At 36.1% G+C, this 24,502-nt stretch carries 15 protein-coding genes; all 15 read right to left on the bottom strand.

The window, feature by feature from the left end; translation table 11 throughout:
• Window positions 1-2: 2 nt before the first annotated feature.
• The 15 genes from U5A88_RS00780 to U5A88_RS00710 all read right to left on the bottom strand — a co-directional run bounded on the left by U5A88_RS00780 (window position 3) and on the right by U5A88_RS00710 (window position 24,501).
• Window positions 3-1,001, bottom strand: a complete 999-nt coding sequence (locus U5A88_RS00780) for a metallophosphoesterase family protein (RefSeq protein WP_354203134.1) — start codon at window positions 999-1,001, stop codon at window positions 3-5.
• 117 nt (window positions 1,002-1,118) lie between these two features.
• Window positions 1,119-1,991, bottom strand: a complete 873-nt coding sequence (gene purU, locus U5A88_RS00775) for a formyltetrahydrofolate deformylase (RefSeq protein ID WP_354203133.1) — start codon at window positions 1,989-1,991, stop codon at window positions 1,119-1,121.
• A gap of 38 nt (window positions 1,992-2,029) precedes the next feature.
• Window positions 2,030-4,144 carry a (Fe-S)-binding protein gene (locus U5A88_RS00770; RefSeq protein ID WP_354203132.1) on the bottom strand — a complete coding sequence of 705 codons (2,115 nt, stop codon included), beginning with the start codon at window positions 4,142-4,144 and terminating at the stop codon, window positions 2,030-2,032.
• 95 nt (window positions 4,145-4,239) lie between these two features.
• On the bottom strand, window positions 4,240-5,193 hold the full coding sequence (locus U5A88_RS00765; protein ID WP_354203131.1) for an electron transfer flavoprotein subunit alpha/FixB family protein: 954 nt from the start codon (window positions 5,191-5,193) through the stop codon (window positions 4,240-4,242).
• 24 nt (window positions 5,194-5,217) lie between these two features.
• Window positions 5,218-5,979 carry an electron transfer flavoprotein subunit beta/FixA family protein gene (locus U5A88_RS00760; RefSeq protein WP_354203130.1) on the bottom strand — a complete coding sequence of 254 codons (762 nt, stop codon included), beginning with the start codon at window positions 5,977-5,979 and terminating at the stop codon, window positions 5,218-5,220.
• Between the two features lie 37 nt (window positions 5,980-6,016).
• A complete protein-coding gene (locus U5A88_RS00755; RefSeq protein WP_354203129.1) occupies window positions 6,017-8,470 on the bottom strand; it encodes a GcvT family protein in 2,454 nt (817 codons plus the stop codon).
• 112 nt (window positions 8,471-8,582) lie between these two features.
• The gene (locus U5A88_RS00750) at window positions 8,583-11,198 is read right to left on the bottom strand and encodes a GH116 family glycosyl-hydrolase (protein ID WP_354203128.1); all 2,616 of its coding nucleotides are present in this window, start codon (window positions 11,196-11,198) and stop codon (window positions 8,583-8,585) included.
• Window positions 11,199-11,428: 230 nt separating this feature from the next.
• A complete protein-coding gene (locus tag U5A88_RS00745) occupies window positions 11,429-13,066 on the bottom strand; it encodes an alkaline phosphatase family protein (RefSeq protein WP_354203127.1) in 1,638 nt (545 codons plus the stop codon).
• Between the two features lie 130 nt (window positions 13,067-13,196).
• Entirely contained in the window at window positions 13,197-15,293 is a 2,097-nt protein-coding gene (locus U5A88_RS00740; protein WP_354203126.1) for an alpha-L-fucosidase, read from the bottom strand.
• Window positions 15,294-15,314: 21 nt separating this feature from the next.
• Window positions 15,315-16,793 carry an alpha-L-fucosidase gene (locus tag U5A88_RS00735; RefSeq protein ID WP_354203125.1) on the bottom strand — a complete coding sequence of 493 codons (1,479 nt, stop codon included), beginning with the start codon at window positions 16,791-16,793 and terminating at the stop codon, window positions 15,315-15,317.
• A 260-nt stretch (window positions 16,794-17,053) separates the two neighbouring features.
• Window positions 17,054-17,194, bottom strand: a complete 141-nt coding sequence (locus U5A88_RS00730) for a hypothetical protein (protein ID WP_354203124.1) — start codon at window positions 17,192-17,194, stop codon at window positions 17,054-17,056.
• Complete coding sequence (locus U5A88_RS00725) at window positions 17,191-19,668, bottom strand: outer membrane protein assembly factor BamB family protein (RefSeq protein WP_354203123.1); 2,478 nt, start codon at window positions 19,666-19,668, stop codon at window positions 17,191-17,193. The genes U5A88_RS00730 and U5A88_RS00725 overlap by 4 nt, the downstream gene beginning before the upstream one ends.
• 156 nt (window positions 19,669-19,824) lie before the next feature.
• The gene (locus U5A88_RS00720; protein WP_354203122.1) at window positions 19,825-20,871 is read right to left on the bottom strand and encodes an alkaline phosphatase family protein; all 1,047 of its coding nucleotides are present in this window, start codon (window positions 20,869-20,871) and stop codon (window positions 19,825-19,827) included.
• 500 nt (window positions 20,872-21,371) lie between these two features.
• Complete coding sequence (locus U5A88_RS00715; RefSeq protein ID WP_354203121.1) at window positions 21,372-23,126, bottom strand: DUF4091 domain-containing protein; 1,755 nt, start codon at window positions 23,124-23,126, stop codon at window positions 21,372-21,374.
• A gap of 25 nt (window positions 23,127-23,151) precedes the next feature.
• Entirely contained in the window at window positions 23,152-24,501 is a 1,350-nt protein-coding gene (locus tag U5A88_RS00710; RefSeq protein WP_354203120.1) for a M60 family metallopeptidase, read from the bottom strand.
• Window position 24,502 lies beyond the last annotated feature (1 nt).

Genomic DNA, 24,502 nt, shown 5'->3' with positions numbered 1-24,502 from the left:
TTTTAAAATTTTATTTCATAATCTGATATCTGTATGGATTCATCAAAAAGTCTTTCATTATTTGGCGTCTTAACATGATATGGGGATGGAGACATCCAATCGCTTTTAACACCTTCAATTTTCATAATACCCTTCGGATCTAAACTTGCAAACGCATACAATGGGTCTTTATAACCTGCAATATGATGTAAGTTTCCATACTCTTTATAAAATTTTTTAGGGAAACGCTCTGTACTCTCGTATTTACCGGAAACCCATTGATATGACATACTGTTTATTCCAATATAGTCAATATCGTTTTGTTCAAAATGGTAATCCGAATGATTATGTCCATTCAAAGAACAAATTACCTTTTCCTTATGGGTCTCCATAATTTTTTGCAAGGTCAACCGATTTTTAACGCCATGCCATAAACTTTGATGGCAAAATACAATGGTGGGCAATTTAGTTGCTTCTAGGTCTGCCTTAAACCATTCGACTTGTTCGTCATTTATAAAAGTTCTGATACTCGAATCTACATAAAAATTGGCATTTTTATAATTTATGTATTTTCCATCCTGATATAAGAAATTAGCATCTAAAACAATAAAATGATAACCTTTAAAATCATAGGAATAATAGGTTTTGGGCATGCCCCAAAAATCTAACATTTCCGACTTGGTGTTTCTATCCATATCGTGGTTTCCCAAAACATGATATTTAGGTCCTTTATAGGTCTCCCATATTTTTAAAAAGTCATTATTTTTTGTTTCGCCAAAACAGAAATCTCCCATTTGAATGATAAAATCCACCTTCTTATCAATGGCTTTGGTTATAAAGGTTTCTAGACGTTTATCAGCATCTGGCATTAAATCTTTATGTACATCGGTAACAATACCAAAATTTAAATTTTTGGCATTACTTTCTGAAGAAACTCCCGGAGTAAACGATACTAATGTGCAAGGTAGCATACTTGCTACTGCACCAAGACCCAATTGATTTATAAATTTTCTGCGTTTCATGTTATTCAATGATGTTCAATTATTCGAGTTGGACACTTTAAATTTAAACAAAAAATTTCTTGAAACTGACTATTCCCGAGGCAATGGCCGTCAGGGAATTATTTAGATTAAAATTAATTACTCGCCCGTTTCTGGAAAAACAATTGCCTTATTTCCATCAACAATTATTTGATTACTTAAATGAAAATTAACGGCTCTTGCCAGCACAGATGTTTCAATTTCCGCACCAATACTTTTTAAAGAACTCACCGTGCTTTCATGAGACACTCTTTCTACCCCTTGCTCAATAATTGGACCTTCATCCAAATCTTCTGTTGCATAATGGGCGGTAGCTCCAATTAATTTTACACCTCTTTCATATGCTCTTTTGTAAGGATTTGCCCCCTGAAATGCAGGTAAAAACGAATGATGTATATTTATAATTTTTTCAGAGTAATGGTTAATAAAATTAGACGATAATATTTGCATGTATCTGGCCATTACAATTAAATCAATTTCATGCGTATCAAACAGCTCTATGACTTGCTTTTCTTGAGCTTTCTTAGTCTCTTTCGTTATAGGTTCATGATAGAACGGAATTCCGAACATGTCAGCTATAGGTTTCAACTTTGTATGGTTACTTACAATCATCTTAACTTCACACGAAAGTTTGCCTTCCTTGTGCCTATGTAACAAATCGTATAAATTGTGACTTGTATGTGACACCATAATTGCCACTTTTTGTTTTTTACTGCCATAATCAACTTTCCAAGTGATCTGATAAACATTAGCAAGTTTCTCAAACTTACTCTCCAGCTGTGTTTTACTTAGCGTTACCAAACTATCAGATTCTAATCGAATACGCATAAAGAATTTTTCTTCTTCAATGTTGGTGTATTGCTGTGAACTAATAATATTAAAACCTTCATCAAAAAAAAAGCTCGTTAATTTTGATATAATTCCTTTTTGATCTGGACATTTTATTAAAAAGGTAATAATTTGTGGATTCATGTTCTTTTATTCAATTTCTATTATTAAATTCACGTTATTTATTCTTCTTTTTCCGTAAGACTAGAAATATTTTTTGTAATCTCTATCGCATCAGCGAGAATTTCGGAAATATCTTTTACCTCAACTTGATCAGTTTTTGCAGCAACACCATCAGTCATCATTGTAAGACAGAACGGACAAGAAACGGCCACGGTCTTCGCTTTGGTGTCAAGCAACTCATCTATACGGGTTCTACCAATGCGTTCTTCGGGCTCATCATCAAACCACATACGTCCTCCACCCGCTCCACAACAAGAAGATTCACAACCACTACGTGCAACTTCTTCAAGGGCATTTTCACCAGCTGCCGTTTCAATGAGATGACGTGGCTCCTCACTTATGCCATTGATACGAGCTAGGTAACATGGATCGTGATAAGTAATAGATCCACCCTCATCAATTACTGCGTTGTCATCAATCTTAAGTTTATTATCTTTTATAAGACCAGATAAATATTGTGTATGATGCATGACATCATAATTTCCACCAAATTGTGGATAATCCTTACTCAATGAGTTGAGGCAATGCGGACAATGTGTAATGATAGATTTCACATTATATTTCTTAAGCACTTCAATATTATTTTCGGCGGATTCTTGAAACAGGAATTCATCACCCATTCGACGAGCGAATTCTCCCGTACAACGCTCTTCGGGGCCAAGTGTAGCGAAATTAACTCCTGCATGTTTCAACAGTTTTACTACGGCATGGGCTACCTTTTGAATACGACGATCATACGTTGCTGAACAACCAATCCAATAAAGAACTTCAAAATTCGGATTGCTTTTAACTGTAGGAACATCAAGTCCTTCTGCCCAATTAAAACGATCACGAGTAGGCAGACCCCAAGGATTTCCAGAACGCTGTACTTTCTGTAAAGAAGCTGCAGGTGGTCCACTAAGTTGCCCTTCTCCAATGAGAAAACGACGCATGTCCGTAATAATACTCACCGGACTCACATCAAGAGGGCAAACTTCATGACATGCGTTACAAGTTGTACAACTCCAAAGTGTCTCGGCAGCAATAATATCACCATGAAGATTAGGAGCGGTCTGAAGTGCCTCATCTTCTAATTCATCACGTTTGTTCTTACGAGCATCCTTTATAAGTGGAGCAACTTCATTGAAATGATTGCGAATATCTTGAACAACATCATGCGGAGAAAGTGGTTTCCCAGCTTCTGTGGCTGGACAGGCATCCGTGCATCTACCACAAGCAACACAAGCATCGAGTGAAAGTAGTTGTCTGTACGAAAAATCTTGCACATTCTCAACGCCAACTTTCCCAGTCTCTTCAAGTTCTTCGATAGAAACTGGAATCATGTAACCTGGTTTTCTACGCACCAAACAAAGGTTCCATGTCCCGGCAATAACATGTAATAGTCTAGTGAATGGAAATGAAGCTATAAAAGCAAAAACAAGAATACCGTGACCCCACCAAACAGTAAAATGAATTGCGTCAACATTTCCTTCGGTTACACCCAGAAAACGAAAAATATGAGCATGACTATTACCTACATAGGACAACCAAGGATATGGTGTGTTCTCACGTATGATACGGAGTGCCTCAAGCCAATAACCTGACCAACCAATAACAAAAAGTGCACTAACAAGAAAGTAATCAGATTTACGGTAGCGGACACTGTCCTCACGCCCTTTCTGCATCATTCGGATAAGAAACCAAGCTGCACCTACCGTATAAATAAGTCCAAAAGAATCTAGCGATACTTCATAGATAGCAAAATAAAGTCCCTTATGGAATAAGTTTTCTCCCTTTACCCCAAACAAGATGTGACCATATTCTTCAACCGCCACAAGGCAGGTACCAATAAAAAGAACTACAAAACCAAAGAACATTAAGGCATGAAAAAGTCCTGCTTTCTTTTTACGAACACCTTGACGAACTGTTTTTTGTGAAAACACTCTTGAAATAAGTGCTTTAAGTGTAGCAGAAATGTTTACCTTTTCTCCAGTATCTTTACCTAGTTTCCACAACTGACGACGTCTATATATTCCGTAGATAAAAATTGCCATTGAAGTAAAGGCACATATATAAAAGAGGATTTTAGAGATAGCTCCAATATTTCCGTATAATTCTCTAGATAAATCGTCCATTTGATTTGTTAGTTTGGCTATTTAGTAAAATTAAAGCCCAAGGTTAAATCTCTTTTTGAAAACAACCTCGGGCTTAAAATAATTAGGCTATGAACCTATAATTTATCAATAAGCTCAGGAATGGCATCATATGCATCTGCAATGAGTGCAAAGTCAGCGTAATCTAAAAGCGGTGCTTCATCGTCTGTATTTATAGCTGCAATAATTTTAGAGTTTTTCATTCCGGCAAGATGTTGTACCGCACCTGAAATACCAATTCCCAAATAGAGATCCGGTGCAATGATCTTACCTGTTTGACCTACCTGGTTTTCGTTTGGTGCTATACCCGCATCAACCGCAGCTCGCGAACTTCCTGTACCTCCACCAACTTTATCTGCAAGACCACCAATAAGTTGCTCATAATCTTCGGCAGTCTTAAATGCACGACCACCAGAAATAACTACAGCTGCTTCTGTAACATCTGGACGATCACTTTGTTTTGTAGAAACCGATTCAAATTGAATTGCCGAAGGAAGCGATGCTACATCTATCTCAAGAGCAGTTACACTGGTTTCACCTGTTGGTTCTGCTGGTTCGTACGCTGACTGGAGTGCCGTTACTACGACGGGTGATCCATGTGCCACCACCCAAGCCGCTACTCCTCCAGCATGCATAGTCCGTTGCCATACCAATTTACCATCACGATTTTCACATGCAATTGCATCCGTTACCATAGTACCTCCAAGAGATGCCGCCGCTCGAGCAACACAATCTTTACCTTGTGAGGTAGAAGCTGCGATAACTAAACTTGCTCCACGCTGCTCTACAATCTTTGCAATGGCTGCTCCATAACGATCTGCTGTTGCATTAGCTAACGAAGCATCGCTAAGTGTAAATGTTGGAGCATAAGCAGATGCTGCAGTGGCTGCAGCTTCGATATCATCTCCTATTATGGCAATTTCAATTTCCCCATTAGCAGCCGCGGCTGCATTCTTAGCAAGTGTGATTGCACTTCTACTAGCGTGGCGAATTTCCTTACCTTGTGCTTCTGCTATTACTAGAATTTTCATTTTGATTTAAATTAAGAATTAATATTAGAGAGCACCCGCCTCCTTAAGTTTTACAATAAGTTCATCAACATTGCTGACTCGAACACAGTTACGCTTCGCACTAAGAGTTTCCATGGAAATGATTTCAACTTTTGGCTCTATATCCACACCAAGGTCAGCAGGTGTGTGAGTATCTACTGGACGACGTTTGGCTTTCATAATGGCTGGCAATGACGCATAGCGTGGTTCATTCAGACGAAGGTCTGTAGTTATAACAGCCGGAAGTGCCATGGAAACATTCTCGATACCCGCATCTGTCTCACGAGCAACTTTTACGCGATCTCCTTCAAAGGAAATTTCAGAGGCAAAGGTTGCTTGTGGCCAATTAAGATGATTAGCGAGAAATTGTCCTGCTTGATTATTGTCCGCGTCAATAGCTTGTTTACCCATAAGAATTAGGCCTGGTTGCTCTTGATCAGCAACCGCTTTGAGAAGGTTTGACGCAACCCACGAATCAATGTAAGCATCAGTTATAACATGAACGGCACGGTCAGCACCCATAGCAAGAGCAATGCGAATTTCTTTTTCGCATGCTTGTGGTCCAATACTAACAGCAACTATTTCAATATCGCTACCAGCTGGACTACGCTCTTCTTCTCGAATACGAAGTGCTTCTTCTAGTGCAATGGCATCAAAAGGATTGATAATGCATGGAATACCGTCTAAATCAGTAGCTGTCTTATCTGCATTAAGATGAATTGGTTGATCTGGGTCTGGAACCCTCTTGGTTGGAACTAAAATTTTCATTTTACGAATCTAATATTAATTTATATTTTAAATATTTTTAGCTAAGAACACGAACTCTTTCAAAGTCATAAAGACATTTGTCATGTCGTATGCACTTAATTCGTTTACCGAATGATTCGATTTCGTAAGTCTTTGCATCTAAGTTTGCTGTTGGCACATATGCGAAGGCAATTGTTTTTCCAAGTGTATGAGAAAAAGCACCGGAAGTAACAATTTCAACGACTTCGCCGTCACAGTATAATGGTTCTGATCCATAAATCTCTGTCTCTTCTTCAAGTTCAAAGAAACACATTTTGAAGCGTGTTCCTTCAGCTTTAATTTTAGCAAGTGCATCCTTACCAATAAAGTCAACCTTTTTCTTTAGATGAACGTTAAATCCAAGTCCAGCACAGTATGGATCGTAATCTGCCGTAAGATCACCACTCCAGTAAAAATATCCTTTTTCAATACGACAACATTCTAAAGCACGGTATCCTACATTAGCAATAGCAAACTCTTCGCCAGCCTCCATTAATTTTTCATAAACATAAGCAGTATATTCTACTGGCATGTGTAACTCCCATCCTAATTCTCCGTGATAACTTACACGTAGTGCCTGAACTGGTGCCGAACCAATATGTATTTGTTTACAAGTTCCGAATTTGAACCCTTCGTTAGAAACATCATCGAATTTTGTTATTAATGTTTTTTCTAAAACTTTACGGGCATTTGGTCCACAAAGATTCAAAACACCTCTTGATGATGTGCAATCAAACGCAACGCATGCTTCATCATCTTTAATGTTAATATTTACCCAATCCAAATCATGTGCTGTAAATGAAGTACCTGTAATCATATAGAAATGGTTCTCTCCTAGGCGTGCAATCGTTACATCACATTCAATACCACCATCCTTATTACACATTTGTGTGTAAGATAGTGTACCTACAGGCTTGTCCATATTACGTGTACAAAGACGTTGAAGTACCTGCAACGCATCCTTACCACGTATTTCAATCTTTCCGAATGAGGATTGGTCTAAAATCGCTACGTTTTCACGAATAGCTTTTACTTCACGACCCACATGATTATGCCAATGTGGTCGACCCCATGCCATTTCTTCTTTTGCTTCTACCCCTTCTGGAGCAAACCAAAGTGCCCGTTCCCAACCTGATTTTTCACCAAAACAAGCACCTTGATCTTTCAGTTTATCATATAAAGGACTGCGACGTAAGTTACGTTCTGCCTTGTCTTGTTCGTGTGGCCATGCAAGGGTATAATGTTTCGGATAGTGTTCATTTGTGCGAGCACCAACGTATTTATCTGCTGCATAATGAGGGGCACCAAAACGACGAATATCTTCTGAATAAATATATAATTTTGGACGACCATCAATAATCCATTCTGAAACTGCTTTACCAACTCCACCAGCTCCTGCAATACCGAAACAGTTCATTCCTGTTGCTAAGAAGTAATTTGGAACTTCTGGTGAAGGTCCTAATAAGTAGTGAGAATCTGGTGTGTATCCGTCTGGACCATTAATCATTTGACGCACTTCTGCTTTTTCAAGAATAGGCGTTCGCTCTAAACCTGGGATAAAAAGTTGCTCAAATTGATCATAGTTTGGTTCGAATAATTGTGATACGAAATCCCATGGCATATCTCCATGGTTATATAAAATTGGCGAAAGCTCAAAACCACCAAAAATTAGACCACCTACTTCTGAACGGTAGTAAACAGCTTTATCTGGGTCACGAGTTACAGGCAAGTCTCTTGGTACGCCATCCATTTCTTTGGTTACCATATATTGGTGCTCCATAATGGCTATGGGAACGTTAACGCCAGCCATTTGGCCAACACGTCGAGCCCACATACCTGCACAGTTTACAACGGTGTCACACTCAACTGTTCCTTTGTTTGTTACGACTGCGGTTACTTTGCCATTTTTCTTTTCAAAACCTTCAACCATCGTATCGCGGAAAATACGTGCTCCATTGGCACGTGCACCACGAGCCAATGCTTGAGTAAGCATTGATGGATCTGCATAACCATCTGTAGCACAATAAACCCCTCCAACACAACCTTCAAGTTCCATAATAGGGAATTTTTCTTGGCATTGCTCTGGAGTAAGAATCTCTACTTCAAGACCAAACGATTTACCTTGTGTCGCAATCTTGCGAAGCTCCATCATACGCTCTTCTGAAGATGCCAAACGAAGCGAACCCACTTCATTCCAACCTGCGGGTTGACCTGTAATTTCTTCTAAGCGACGATAAAGTTCTGCAGAATATTGTACTAATCGGGTAACATTACGAGAAGAACGTAACTGACCTACAAGACCAGCAGCGTGCCAAGTTGCACCATTTGTTAAATCATTCTTTTCTAAAAGGATTGCTTCAACACCTCGCTCTGCCAAGTGATAAAGAACACTTGTTCCTACCACTCCACCGCCAACGACAACGACTTGAGCCTTGGCAGGTAAAGATGTTTTGGATTTCGTTTCTGCACTCATTGTATAGTATTAAGTTTTATTAATTGGTTATCAAAATTATATTAACACAAAAATATGAAACTATTTCCATTAAAAACAATAAAATTATATTATAAGTAAAATTATTTTACTTTTATGAAACTTTAATTTCTAATTTATCACCTTTCGAAAGTGTAATGGTTTTGAAATACACGATTAATTTAGTATTGCTTTTAATTAATCTTGCTTTTGTTTTTTTTTCATTTATTATCAATACTACTTCTTTAGCATTCGATAATTCATCTAAACTAATTTCTTGTAGTTTTAATTTACCATAAGTAACTTCTAAACTCACTTTTAGCTGGTTGTCTTCAACTTTTTGGATAAATGTACCCCAACTGTTTCCTGCAATAAATGCCGATTTAAAATCATTAGGGTTTATCTTTGGTGAAAAACCAATTCTTCCATTAGGCTCGTTTAATGTAAACCCAGAAGCCGATACAAAAGCTCCGTAACTAGACATGGCACGTGTATAATGATTACCATATTCCACTTCGTTATATGGGTTTCTTTTTTGAGGCTGATAACGATCATGAATGGCTTTAATCATACTCATTCCCTCATCTACCAATCCTTCAGCAATCATATGTCCCGCCACTTGGTAGGTAAACCCGGTCATACATTCACTGAAATAGCCTACTACTAGATTATCCCAATCTGCCGCTTTTGTGCCTTTAGATTCTAATGCTCCTCCCTTTGGAAACGTACACATAATAGTTCCCGCCTCACCAGGCAAGGCATAAAAACGGACATTTTTGATAGTCGCCGTATCTAAATATTTTCCAACATCTTTTTGAAAATTATATTTATAAATTGATTTTAAGGCACTAACCGTTTCCTTTTTAGGTAATACGCGTGGTAATCCTGCTTGAATAGCCCATGATTGTCCTAATACTTGATCAATATGACAACCAATATTAGTATTTGGATTCTCCGTATTATCGGGATCCGGAATATTTATAAAATATTCACCATCAAAAAATTGATTGGTCATGTTTTGTTGTCCTAGTTTAGCTATGGCCTTGAAGTTTTTCGCAAACTTTTTATCTCCCATTTCTATTGCCATATCTGCACCTGCCTGCAATGCTGCATTGTACAGACTACTTTGCCATGCATTTTTACCATACCACATTTTGTCTAAGGTATTGTATTGTACACCTTCTAAAATACCGTCTGGCTTTATTGATTTTTCAGCATCATGTGCAATCATATATTCCAAACTTTCTTTAATTTTTGGCCAATACGATTTTAAATAGTTGTTATTTGATGCAGTAGTGTGTTCTCTGTAGGCTCTTAAAATGGTTCCTGCTTGTCCATCAACCGCATAACCGCGTCCATCATGATGTCCAATTTCACTTAATTCTGCTCTATAACCAATAACCCCTTTATTAAATGATAAACCATAATCTATTTGGGTTCTTAATTGACGGGCCAAACTAGGAAACACTCTACCTAATGCCTGTTCGTAATGAAAAACATGTGTACATGTACCATGACCTAAATACACTCCTTCCATGGTGTAAAAACGGTTTTCATTGTCAGGATTATCAGTTAAGTCATCTAAACGGTAACAAGAAGTTGTTGCTAAAATACTTGTATTTACAAAAGTTCTATCTAAAAACCATGATGGTAATGATGCATTATACCAGGTTTTATTCCACTGTTTTGTAGTTTCTAAATATTTAGTTTTTTTTGCAGCAATTTTGCTTGCCACATCTGCTGATGACTTAAACTTTTTACTGTAATAATGTCTTAAATTATCTCTGTTTTTTAAATCGTGAAAACCACTTTCTTTACGGTGAACATTTGGAAAATACCAAGATAGCACAAAGGTTAATGTTTTACTTTCCCCTGCTTTCAGTTCAACTTCTTTTCCTATAACGCCAGTAAGTTTTTTTCCTAAAGCAGTTTCTTCGCCTTTATTTTTTGATGGAGAAACTTCAGTTAAATTATAATTAATATCTTGTGGTGTAGATGGCGACCCCCAAGCCTCATTGCCTTCTAATAGGGTTAAAGACATATTACCATAATCTGGTAAATCTTTGCTGGCTTCATCAGTTACGTTTGAAGAAGCAAACAATTGAAGTGCCTCTCCTGATTTTATGATTTCATTTTTAGCTTTTCCATTAGCTTCACTTGCCGTTTTATAATTAGCCATATTTTGAAGCCACCCGAATAACTCCACAGAAACTTTAGTATCTGAATCGTTGGTCAATGTATATTCCATAACTACTGCTGGAAAATCAGACGATTCATGGTCGGTCGGAATAAATGGTGAAAACGCATTTAGTTTTATTGATATTGGGAAATCGGCATCTTTATACGTTACTTTCCCTATGGGGTATTCCCCTCTAAACGTAATGTCAGAAAATCCATCGCTATTTAATGGTTTTACAATAGGTGTAATGGTTGTTGGCAATAATTTTTTAACACGAACCGCAAAACCTTGGTCGAATTGATTGTCTTGCGTCAAGGGGTTGATATAAAATTTATCACCAGGGCCACCTGGTTTAATACGCTGTATATTAAAAATATCCCAATACCATAATTGACCATCACCACCTAAATACACTTGTCCTGCCGTAATACCCCCAATAGGCATTCCTATGTATTTTAATTGTTTTCCTGAATAAATTTCAGCATCTGCATTTTGTGCATTAAGTTGACAACTTAATGCTATAGTGATTAATAGCGTGATTTTTTTCAACATAGTTTTACTCTTAATTTTTAATTTACAAATATTAAATATGAAACTCCGCCACTACTGAATAATGGTCTGATAAATAAAAAGTTTCTTCTTTATTTAAAACTTTAGAATTCTTACACATTTTAAATAGGTGACAATGCAAAATCGCCTGAATGGATTAATAAAACCAATCTTAGTTAGTGAATCTCAAATAACTTTCAGTATTTCAAAATTTCTGAACTTTTAAGTTACTTTTAATTTTTCAAGACAAAACTTAAATTATCGGCAAATCCATATTTACCATTAATTTTTAATTTAATTTTTACGGAATGTGTACCATTTGGCAAGGATCCGTTTTTACTCTTTAAGATTAACGTTGTGGTATTGTCCCTTTCGTAAGCAGAAGGTCCATTAACCACAGTAGTACTGATCTCGCTACCACTAGAGTTTAAAAATGTAACCGTTATTGTAGCAGTGTCACTTGATGTTTTACTTCCTCCTAAATAACCTGAAATTTCATAAGAATTAGCGGATAAAGAACTTATATTAATTGATTGTTCCATCTCACTATTACCATCTATCCCAGCACAAAAAAAGTTTTTACCTCCGTTCCAATTTGTTGCTTGATCTTTTTGCAGAAATGTGTCATCTTGCCCTGATCCATAAAAAGCAACCGTCATACTATGCCTAGATGGTGTTTCTGTCCAGTCGTCCCAGGCACTTATCGTTTGATCCCAATAAACACCTTCAGCGGGCCAATCTCTCTCTCCAGCCTTGGAACCACCATCTCTAATGGTCTCATCTTGACCATCAAAACCCGTGTCATATTCGGCGTCACTATTAAAGATTAAGTTCTTATCAAGACTTAAATCTCGCTTCATATCAATAATTTCAAATATATCATGACCCTCCAAAGCTAACCATGCATCTGAAGTCTTAGAAATACTTAAATAATTTAAAATAGTAGGTACAATATCTATATTTTTTGGTTGAATATCAATATGACTGGCATCGTTAGTAGGTTTGGAAATTTCAAAATTCAAACTACTGACTATTATAGGAACATTTCGTTCCGCAACTCTGTTTTGCGAATGACCGCCGTTTGTACCACCATGGTCCGAGGTAAACAAGACCAACCACTTTTCATTATCAAAATTTGTCCTAGATTTTATTGCTGTTAATACCTTACCCGCATTAATATCTGCTTGCTTGATTGTATTTATATATGCAGATGGAAACTGGCTCAATGAAGTTGCAATGGCATTTGGCCCAAACCCGTTGTTATGACCACCTATATCCGTATCAGCTTGATAGAAAAAAACAACATCGGGATTGCCACTTTTTAAATTAGCAACAGCTTTGGCGGTAACAATTTCATCACCGTTATTATTATAATTCTCAAAAATTCTTTCATCGGCCTTATCTAAGGATTTATCTAATCCTTCCCAAGTAATAAACGATTTGGTATTCAAATCACTATTATGTGCTTCCAACCTTGTAAACAGATCTGGGAATGCCACAAATTCTGGAATATCCGATCCTGGATCAACATTTTGACCCCAATATCCTGCTTCGTGTTTATCGCGATGTACACCCCTTAAAACGTCGCACCAACCACCCCAGCTTCCGGTTAAATCAGATGTGGTCGCTTTGCTGAAATATACACCATTGTCAATCAGCTTTTTCATATTGGGCAACTGACCACTTTCTAATAAAAGCTCAAAGACATCGCTTCGTATACCATCGAAACCTATCAATAAAACCTTATCGGTAGTTGAAGTATTTGAAGGTTCAGGATTTTTAATTGTGTTATTTTTTTCATTACATGCTAAAAGCATAATGATAGGAATAGATAAGTAATTTAGCATTTTTTGTGTTATTATTTGTGTCATTATTTTTTGTAATTTGAACAAAAAGAATCTCAACATCAATATTTAGATTATGATTTACAATAGTGTTTTTGCCTTTGAGCATAAGATGCATTGATAGAATGATTTTTTTACATTGATTTTTTATGCTTAATTATTCAGTAATTACACCTAATTCTCCAACAGACATTTTGTCAACTCCATCTACTATTTTAAGTGCTTTTAGCTTAATGTAGCGTCCTTTAGTTGATTTAAACTTTACTGTTTGCTCGATAGGATTGTTTTTGATGTTCCCAAACTCACCTTTTGCAACAGGCATCCATTTTTCATTGTGCATACTTACAAAAAATTCATAATGCGATATTATTCCTTCCGGATGACGCCCTCGCATTGGCATATAGGTAAAACCTGACAAATCATACGCTTTTCCTAAATCGACAATTACTTCTTTAGATTTACCAATGTTTGAATCACTCACCCAAGAAGAATCTAGGTTTTCATCAATAATTCTAGGAATTCTATAACTTTTAGTTGAAGGTGTTTTAAGTACTTTCCAATCTTTTTTAGAAATATCGAAATAAACTTCTTTAACTCTTGTTTGGGCTTTATCTTCTGGATTATATGCAATCGCTTTTATTTTTGTTGGTTGATTCACCATAAAGGGTTGATTGTATTTTAATGAAGAAGTATTTGGCTCTGAGCCATCAAGCGTATAATATACTTCAATATTTTCATCTGCTACGACAATAGTCACTTCACCTTCGATATTCCTTGTAATAACAGGTTGTGTTAAAAAATTTGGAGCACGATACAACTCAATATTCGAAATTGTTAATGCTGCCTTAGCTTCTATATTTACCCTCACTTTTGATGCTTTTACCGTATTAAATCTTAAAATACGTTTATCGCCAATAGTCGTTTGGGTATCGATTAATTTCCACTTACCCTTTACTTCAGTTTCAACCGTGAATTTATTCACACGTTGACCTAAAGGAATGTACTCCTCCAAAACAATTCTATTCACTTCGGTAGGTTCTTTAAAAGACAACGTTATTGAAGCTTTTTTAACATCATCATCGGTTGACCAGTACGTTTCTGAATTTCCATCATTTACATTCTCTGCTTCATATTTTGAAGCATTTCCTCTAACATTGGTTGCAGAAACTTTAGTTTCTAAAGCCAAATTCTTTGAAAAATCTTTTTCTATCTGTTGCTTTAAAGCCATTAATTGTTCCACATCTTTTTCATGAACCAGACCTCTATCGTCCACTGGTAAATTCAATAATAACGACGCATTTCTTCCAATAGATTCGTAATATATTTTTACTAAACGTTCTAGTGAATGTACTTGTGTATCTTCAGATTTATGATAGTACCATCCTGGCCTAATTGATACATCGCATTCAGCGGGCACCCAATGTGTACCATCTTCGTGTCCAGAACGTAACTCTTTATATTTTTGATACCCAGGATACACTTCATCACGTCTCAATAAACTCCAATTGGTTTCATTTGCCCAACCTTCTTCGTTACCAACCCAACGTACTCCAGGACCACCGTCGCCGAAAATAACTGCATTAGGCTGTAATTCTCTAACCATTTCGATGGCTTTATCCCATTGATAATAGGTTCTATTGTCAATTTTACGTGTTTCATTTGCACCTCCATAAAATCCAGAACCACCATTTGCCCCATCAAACCAAACTTCAAAAATGTCGCCATAATTGGTTAATAACTCTCTTAATTGATTGTGAAAATAGGTTACATATTCTGGCTTACCATAATCCGCATGGTTTCTATCCCAAGGTGATAAATACACACCCATTTTTAAACCGTACTCTTTACAAGCTTCCGATAAATCTTTGAGCACATCGCCTTTTCCATCTTTCCATGGTGAGTTTTTTACCGAATGCTCAGTATATTTTGACGGCCAAAGACAAAATCCATCATGATGCTTTGCCGTAATAATAACGCCTTTCATACCCGCATCTTTAATCGTTTTTGCCCATTGTCTGGCATCCAACTCCGATGGATTAAATTGTACTGGCTTTTCACTTCCATCGCCCCATTCCATATTGGTAAACGTATTTATATTAAAATGAATAAAAGCATAGTATTCCATCTCGTGCCATCGAAGTTGACGTTCTGAAGGTATGGGACCAAACGGTTCAGGCGGTGCAATTTTTTGAGCACAAGAATAACATACAACGAATAAGGTAATTACTAAAATTTTTAAATGTTTAAACTTCATTTATTTTGGTATTACTTTTTATCATTTATTTACTTTTATTGCGTAAGCATAACTGTCCGTTTCCCTCATTTTGTTAGGATGGTAAACTGGCATAGTTATTACAAAATCCTCTCCTGTTTGTTTACCTTTTAGGGTTTCTCCCGTTGCTAATAAAGTGATTTCAGTATTCGCAGAGGGTTTAAAATCTCTTATCACGATTTCATTTTTCCATTGTGGCAAAATTGCAAAATAAGCTTCACTATTCTGTGTAAAGAATAATTCTTTTACTGCGTAACCTGGTTCTGGGTCTATGGTTTGTTTTAGTATAACATCACCGCCTAAATAATGCTGTTTTGGCTTATAGTTCTTTTCGCCTTTTTCTGACCATTGAAAAGAATTATTCCATAATCTTGTTCCGTAAATAGCCTCGCCATTAGTCTTTAGCCACCCTCCTATTTGTAACAATCGTTCTTGCATAATAACAGGAATATTTCCTCGTGCATCGGGTCCAATATCTAATAATAAATTGCCGCCAGTACTTACGATATTTATCAAGGTCAATACTAATGCTTTTGGTGAATTATAATCTTGAATATCTTCATTTTGATTGTAGCCAAACGAAAAACCCATGCCTCTACATTCTTCCCAAGGACGATCAAATCCAGGAGCTTCCACTTCATATTCTGTAGTAAAATAACCACCGTGATTTTTACGGATACCTTTGCCCCATCTGTCATTTATTACAATGTTGTCTTTAGCAACAGACTCGTTAAACAACCATGCTAAAAACTCTTTGGATTTCCATTTATCGGCTTCCATATCCCATTCGCCATCAGCCCATAAAACATCAGGATTGTATTTAGTTACCAAATCTTTTATTTGAGGTAAAAAGTGCTCATCTACAAAACGTTCTTTATCATTTTTCCACCAAGGGTGGTACCATTCGTACAATGAATAATACAATCCTGCTTTAACGTTTGTTTTCTTTACAGCCTCGATAAATTCTCCAACCAAATCGCGTTTAGCACCTACCTCCATACTGTTCCAAGCAAACCCCCTATCATTAGCTTGCTTATTGTGCCAAAGCGTAAAACCATCGTGATGTTTGGAGGTTAATACGGTATATTTTGCACCTGATTTTTCAATTAAATTTGCCCATTCATCGGCATCATATAGATCTGCTGTAAATAATCTTCCAAAATCGTAATAGGTAAAATCTTTACCATAAGTTTTTTCGTGGTGAACAGCTACCTCATCTCCTTTAAAATTTCCATTTCCAAATAAAGATTTTCCTTGTAACCATTTCTGATACCATTCTGAATACGTTCCTTTTGGAGACCAAGCTGGAACTGAATAAGGTCCCCAGTGAATAAAAATTCCAAATTTTGCATCTTGAAACCAATCTGGAATTGGGCGTGCGTCCAAAGATTCCCAAGTAGGTTCATAAACCGTTTCTTGAGCTTTGCACGACATTATATTTAATGTAAATACTATAATTAAAATGTACTTTATGTGTTTCATAGTTTATATATATTTTTTAAAGCCTTCTGTTTACTAGTGAATCTTCCTTTTTAATAATATTAAAAACCGAAGGAAAAAACCCATCTTCATATCTAATAGTATCTTCAATGCTGTAATTGGAGATACGCCACTTGTTATTAGTGGTTCTGCGTTATTCTGGACACCCCTAAGAACATTGAGCCCCGATTTGAGCCACCAATAACTAGCATAAAATCCCTTGCTTTAAACCAACTAGCTCCATTTTTCATTAGAATATTCATTTAAAGGTTGTTGGCTTTTAAACGCCCATCAACACTCATACAATCCGCACCAATTAAAATGACGGTAGTATTTTGTCGATAATTCGGGGTTTCTCGTACACGAAAAAACAACCCTATTAATATTTGAAATAATCTTTTCATATTTCGCCTGCTTTAAAAAAATAGATGTTTCCGGCAAAATCACATATAAAAAATCCATCAGAAATAACTGCCGCTGAAGTAATCACAGGGGCACCTAAAATTGTTTTCCACACTAGCTGCCCCGTATCAACGTCTACCACATAAACCTTGCCGTCCATTGCACCAAAAATTAGATTGTTACTTACCAATATAGGTGTAGTTTCCAGACTTCGTTGCTGGTCTGAAAAATAAGAAGGAGTATAAAATAAGGCAGGGTCTACTTGAAACTCCCAGCTTTTCTTTCCCGAATTTAAATCAAAAGAGGCAACACCAGGATGGGATCCGGAAATAATGACCTTATCTTTCAATACTATGGGGGCTGAAGTACCCGTATGTTGCATTCCAGTAATAAAACTTTTAACAGTCTTTCCTGTTTTTAAATCCAGTTGATGAAATTTGTCCCGTTCGGCTACCCAAAGATAATTATCTTTATAACTCAAAACACCGTCTCTAAAGCGTAGATTGTCATCACTCCTAGACCATAACAATTTCCCCGTAAACCTATCATGAGCATATATGGCTCCCCAATGACGCGAGGCAATAAGAACGTCATCTGCTATTGTCATTGTCGGTGTAGTTCCCTCTCCTCCACTCCAAGCAGCATTTCGCCATAAAACTCTTCCAGTATTAACTTCTATGGCCGAAAGTGATTCCGAAAATCCCGTATAAACGATGTTCCCATCGGTGACCAAACCAGTAATAAATCCAGGAACTCGGTTGTATTCTAAATCTTTCTCCCAAACTAATTTTCCTGAAGTGATATCTATTGCATAAGTATGGCCAATCATATCCGTTGCTATCACTTTTCCTTGAGCGATGACCATCTGATTCTTAACACCATTTTTCGTCTGAAACCGCCATAACTTCCTGCCTGATGTTGCTTCCCAACAATAAATAAAGCAATTTTCTGCATTGCTATCATCAAATCCTGCTGTTAACACGTAATTATCCTTAATTACTGGTGAACTCATGTAAATATTGCTCCCCACATTAGTCGTCCATTCCATCGCATAGGGTGCTTTCTGTTTGATATCTACTACGGGGTGATGCTCCTTGTTACCCCCTAAGTTTGACCATTCAACTTTAGGTGTACTCTTGACTTTTTTATCTTCTAAACTAAAATTTTTCTTTCTATGAAGTACTTCTCCACTATGTAAATAGGCATCAATTACCAATTCGAAATTCTTTTCATTGTTTGGAGAATAGGTTGCCCTCCAGTTCCAATCAGAAGTTTTTTTCATGGGCTTCCATTTTGATTTATACAATAATGAATCCCAATTGAATTCTTTTTTACTCCATATGCTGTACCGGACACTATCTACTTCAGATCCGCTATCGTATACATTCACTGATATCTCAATATTCCCATCATCATTTAATCTAAGTTGGTTATTTTGAGGGCTGACAATTTGAATTTCCCTTTCCAAATGACTCCATATTAATTTGGATTTGGGATTTCCATCCTTATTCACATTAATTACCCTAAAACTAGATGGTGAATGATCTATTCCACCCTTAGCCAGAGTAGCAGTGCTATAGGATACTATCCCAGATTTACCATGGGTTTTAACCATATTAATATGCCAATGACCGTACAACCATGCTTTTAGGCTATAATCTTCTAAAACTATGGACTCTTTTTTATTTTTCTTAAAAACAAAACTATCTCCATTCGTCAACAGATCATGGTTAAAAAACATTTTGGGCTGTTCTTTGTCATAAATAGCCAATAAATTTTGAAGCCAACCACCAATATCCTCATGGTCAAACCCAGGAGTAAAGTCACCCCCCATCATAGGGGTAATTACATATAAGGTATATCCTTCTTCAAAGGCATACCAGGCTGGGCCAAATTTCTCTTCAAAAAACTGCTCTCCATAATCACCGTCGATTAAGTCATGATTACCCAAACAATAATATATAGGTACTCCCAATTCTTGTTCCGTTAAGTGATCGGCATGCCACTCCATGCCAGCTCTATAACATATATCTCCAGTATGTACCACAAAATCTGGCTTATGCACTTTAATATATTTTTTTAGGTTATCAACCCAATCGCCATATTCATGCGTTTCGGTGTCAGAGATATGCACAAAATTTACATCTTCCTTTTTTATTTTTGTTTTTACTGAAAAATCATATGATATTGATTTGGAAGTGATGGGGATAAACCTTTTACCTGTTTTGAAATTACCACTTGGATAAATAGTTATAAAACGTTGTTTTTTCCATCCTGGTAAATGATAATTTCCGTTTTTATCGGTGCGAACCACATTATATCCATCAGAAACCACTGCGTTTTGCACTCCTTTTTCCATGTCTTCCTTGATACCATTATTATTATTATCAATAAAAACCTTACCCTTTAATTGGCCGTAGCCAAAAAAGTTTATGCCAAAAAAAAGGAATCCTATAACTACTAATTTAATCTTCATATAAATTATGTGGAATTATTTTCGTTATATTTTCTTATCAGTGTTTAGAAAAATTGTAAAAAAAAATCTAATTCTGCTTAAGTTCAAGTGCTATTTCTAATATTAAAATTATTAGTAAAATAATTTATGCACATCTATTCTAAGGTTAATCCTATTCTATTTTAGGATACTTTTTATACTTTCTCCAACGGGGTGGTTGGCTTTAAAAGTAAAACCTAATAATTTTGCTGCTGTTTGTGCTATTTCATCCTGATAAATTTGCATTTCCTTCTCTATTTCCCCTAAAGGCTTGATTCCCGGTCCTAATGCGATCAGCCACGTTTCATCGGATTGAGGATTGCCTGTTCCGTGCCCAGTCCATTTTTCTCCAACTCCCCTGCCATGATCAGGATAGACCAAAATAGCCGTTTTACCTTTGTAATTGGGGTCACTCTCTATAGTTTCCCACAAATTGGCAATCATACCATCAATAAAATGTGCAGCATCCAAATAGCTACCATATTTTCCTGAATGACCGTAATTATCGGTATCCGCAAAGTCGATATGTACCACTTTCGGTTGTTGTGCCTGCAAATAAGCTTTAGTTAAACCATAAGTGAAAGCGTCGGGTCTACAATCCCCAAAATACACTGGCACAAAATGCTGAAGTTCATTGGCCAACTTTTGGGCATCGGTCAAATTAACACCTTCTACATCTTCTCCAGGAAGGTTGACCAACATTCCGTTGCGATCTCTGTTCAATATTCTTCCTAAAGCGTTCCATGATGCAAAAGTGGCTACCTTTCCTTTATAGCCATTTTGATTATTTAAAAACTCCAATACATTTTCATTAGGATTATTGGGATACCCATTAGAATTTACCTTAGGATCATAGTAGCCGCATAAGGTCTCACTTCTACCAGGATAAGAAAACCAATACTCATTTTTAACGTTGACTTTGTTCCCTAAATTACGATTTCCATAAAGTTGTCCTTTTTTCGCAATTGTTTCCCAGAAAAAGGGCAATAATTTTTTACGTCTTTCATCGGCTGTTTCTGCCCAATATTTTTTATCCTTGACCAATAGAGAATCGGCTCCTTGAAAAACTTCTTGCCAACGGAGTCCATCAACAGAAATAAGAATAATATTTTCAACTTCACTCTTTTGAGCAAAACCGATAAGTGATAATAATAAAACGAGCAATAGTATTTTAACTTTTAACATGGTAGTTTATTTAAATTAAAGAAAAGTAACGACAAAATTGTGATCAAAGTGTAACCTCATTTACGAAAATCTATTAACCCTAATCATTGGGTAAAGTTTCCTTTCTAATCCTTTTAGATTGGTTTTCTTTGCAAGAAAATGTATTAAAATTTTGAGTGAACATGAGAGAAATTTAATTTTTTATTCATACTAGCAATTATGAAATTAATATATTTACAAATATGCAACTTTTTTTACATATATTAAATATATATTTGCGAAAACCGAAAAAATTAACGTTATTTAATACTACTAATAACTTCTAACACACATTTATCAAAGTCTCCATTTATATTGTAAATTTTGATGTTACCATTTTCTATAAGAAACTTATGGTGCTTCTTTTTGGTGACTTTAATCCCACTTCATTGAGTAGCGTTTTAATTCTCTTTAGAAAGGTTCATTTTTAGAAAAATTTACCAATGATATAACTACAATAGCAATAGTATATGTTCAAATATTTATTTTTTCGCTAATGCATTTAGAACATTTTTACCATTAGCAATCATAACTGCAACCCCGCCTTTAGGGCTTTCAACAATATTAAACTGAGCAACCACTTTATTTAAATAATCTAGCTCATCCAGCATATTTTTAGCTTTCAGTTCTTCTCTGAGTATTCTAATTTTTTCAGCATCTTCAATACCATCACGTAGGGTTTCAAATCGTATAGAACTTCTATTATCCGGATACACAATATAGGTATCGCCAGCAGGCCAAGCCCTAAAACGTGAATCTTGCAAAGGGTTTTCTACCCAACTGTTATAAGCCCAACGCAAAAATCCATCAAAATCTGCGGCAATAGTATACCAACCAATAAAAACGCCTTCTGCAGGTGGCGAAAACGTAAATGTATTTGGAAACCCATCGGAACAACATACATAATGCGTACTGACATAACCATTAGTACGTCTTAATACCAAATCTTCGGCATCTACAGGATGGCCAAAAGCCACCGACATATCTTTTAACTCATTTGGGTATAATTTATAACTTTTATGATTATCAGCAAATGACACTCCAAATTCAGGAGCATATTTATTTAAGAGTTTTAGCATGGCTTTCATTTCCTCTGGGCCACGCTCGTCCATAGCGATTCTGGTGATGTTGTTCCAGCCTTTTTTAGCTAAGTGTTTTTTAAACTCAGTTAAAAATGGAATCCACAATTCTTCATATTCTTTTGTTCCAGGAGCTGCTTTTACTTTTATTTCTTTATTTTTAGATTCATCAAAATAATAAAATTCATTACCCCAAGGTACCATAGAATAGCAACTTATTTGCTTTTTAACACCTAAATCCATCATAAACTGCACCCAATTATCAAATATGGTAAAATCGTATTCCCAAGTGCCATCGGTTTTCTTTTTCCAGTCGACCATAGCTTCAAATTGATCATAGGTTTGTCCACCCCATGGCCGTTTATTCAATGATACCGTAATTACTTTTTGCCCAGCATTAGCAAGTCTTTTCATTAATGGTCTTAACAAATTCCAATGCTCTTGAGACCAGACGTCCACTTTATGAAAACGTGCTACTGCATACGGATTTTGCCATAAATCTAAATGAAATTTCCAATCGGTAGGTGGCGGTAAAACTTTATCGATTACGTTTAAATTCAGTTCGAACTTCTTACTTTTTTGCCCTTTTACATTTACCGTTATTGTACTTTTGTATGCTGTTGCTACTGCGTCTGAAGGTACATCTACCGTAATCCAAACAGGTCTGGTCTCTTGTCCTTTTACAGCATAAGAATTTACAGAATCAAAAGCATCAGCAGCTAGTGAAGATGCAAAATCTTCTGGTTTCCGATACCCACAACCGCCGGCAAATTCATCGGTAATTACATATTTAACAAAGTTTAATTGAATATTCTCAGAAAGTATTCTATCATCGCTATCCGAAACAAAATCTGAAACTTCTACTTGAACGTTATTTAAAGAATCATTGCTCCAAAGTACAAATTGAGCAGATACGCGTTCTCCTTTCCAGATATCCTCAGTCCAGGTATTTTCTTGTTTAATTTTAGGAATAACACTTTTTACAAAACGAATGTTTGTTGATGCCATTGAAGCCTGCAATCCTTTTGGAACAGTTTGCCATTTTTCTTCCGTATTGGGAGATGGATCTATTGGTTCATCAAAAGTTTTGGCTATTGTAAAATCCTTTTCTTGAGTACATGCCGTTAATAACATTAACGTGAAAAACCATACTGTCATTTTTTTTACCATTGTTATCTTTAAATTAATCGGTTAGTAAAGTTAAATCTTCAGAAGGAGTAGATAGACCTAAATCTTGGATTTGAGTATACACATTTTCAACACCGGAAAACTTCAAACCCCATTTTTTAAAAAACGCCGTTAAATCCTTATTTGAGGCCTTACAGGCATGTATCATAAAAGTTCGCATTCTATCTTCATCGTTGTTTATTGTCTGGTTTTCTTCCCTTACAGCTTTATGCAGTATTTTATAAAAATCATCACCAAAGGCTAAATGCAACTGATAGAACATTCCTAAACGCACCCAAACACTTGCTTTATCAGAATTAAAACTTCTATCAGTATCCGACAAAGCCAAATAGGTAGTAATTTCACCCCAACGATTCTCGCGTTTCATTCTTGAAGTTGTAATGCCTTTTGCTTTTTCCGAAGCTAAACTGTATATGTTTACGGTAGTTTCTCCTACTTCGTTCCAGGTCCAAGCATTCATTTGATACATGTGCCCTATTTCATGCCAAGGTCCCCAACCGTCTTCTTTAAATTCTTTTTCACTCAAAATATATTGCACTCCACTTGTGCTATATGCCGTTCTATAATAATAAGCAAACATATAATAATCTGATCCAGTATATTCTGCCATTAAGAGTTTATGAAACATAGGTTTATGAATAGCTGTAGAGTTGTCCATACCACTTAATTCATTATACAATTCGATTGTTTCATCAATAGACTTTAGTAAATTTTCTTGATTTTCATTTTGGTATTCAATTGCTTTTTCTCTGGTTACCACCAAAATTGCTTTATTGGATATTAACGTAGCTGATGGAACATCTTTAAAATAATCCAGCATTTTTTTCCAAGTGGCACTGGATGTTTTATTTAAAGTATAAACTGGTGAGTGTTTCCAGCCATCGGTAAACTTTATTTGCACTTTTCCGTTAGGATTTGAATAATCTGTATAATTGATATAAACTAATCCGTCATTACCAATTTGAAAACTATTATCCCCTTCTTGCAAATCGAAAACCAAAGGTTGATGATTCCAATTATCGCTATGTGAATACGTTCCTACCAACAATTGCGGTAGCTGCGTCCCTTGTTGTAATGTCACATTAAGTTTTAAGGTTGAATTGGATTTAACATAAACGCCCGTAGGCTGAAAGTCAGTAAAATTAAACCGTAATCCTAAACGGCTAATTTCGTTATCACTAGAGGTAATCTGATTAAATGTTTGAACAGAATCTACCGCTAGTTCTTTCGGTATTTGATTTGTTGGTATTGATGGTGCTATGGCATCGTCTTTATTGCAACTACCAAAAACAACAAAAAAAGTTATTGTAAATAGTATAAGATAATTATATAGGTACTTTTTCATT

This window comes from Aureibaculum sp. 2308TA14-22 (assembly GCF_040538665.1).
Lineage (GTDB): Bacteria > Bacteroidota > Bacteroidia > Flavobacteriales > Flavobacteriaceae > Aureibaculum.
This window is presented reverse-complemented; position numbering and strand designations above follow the sequence as displayed.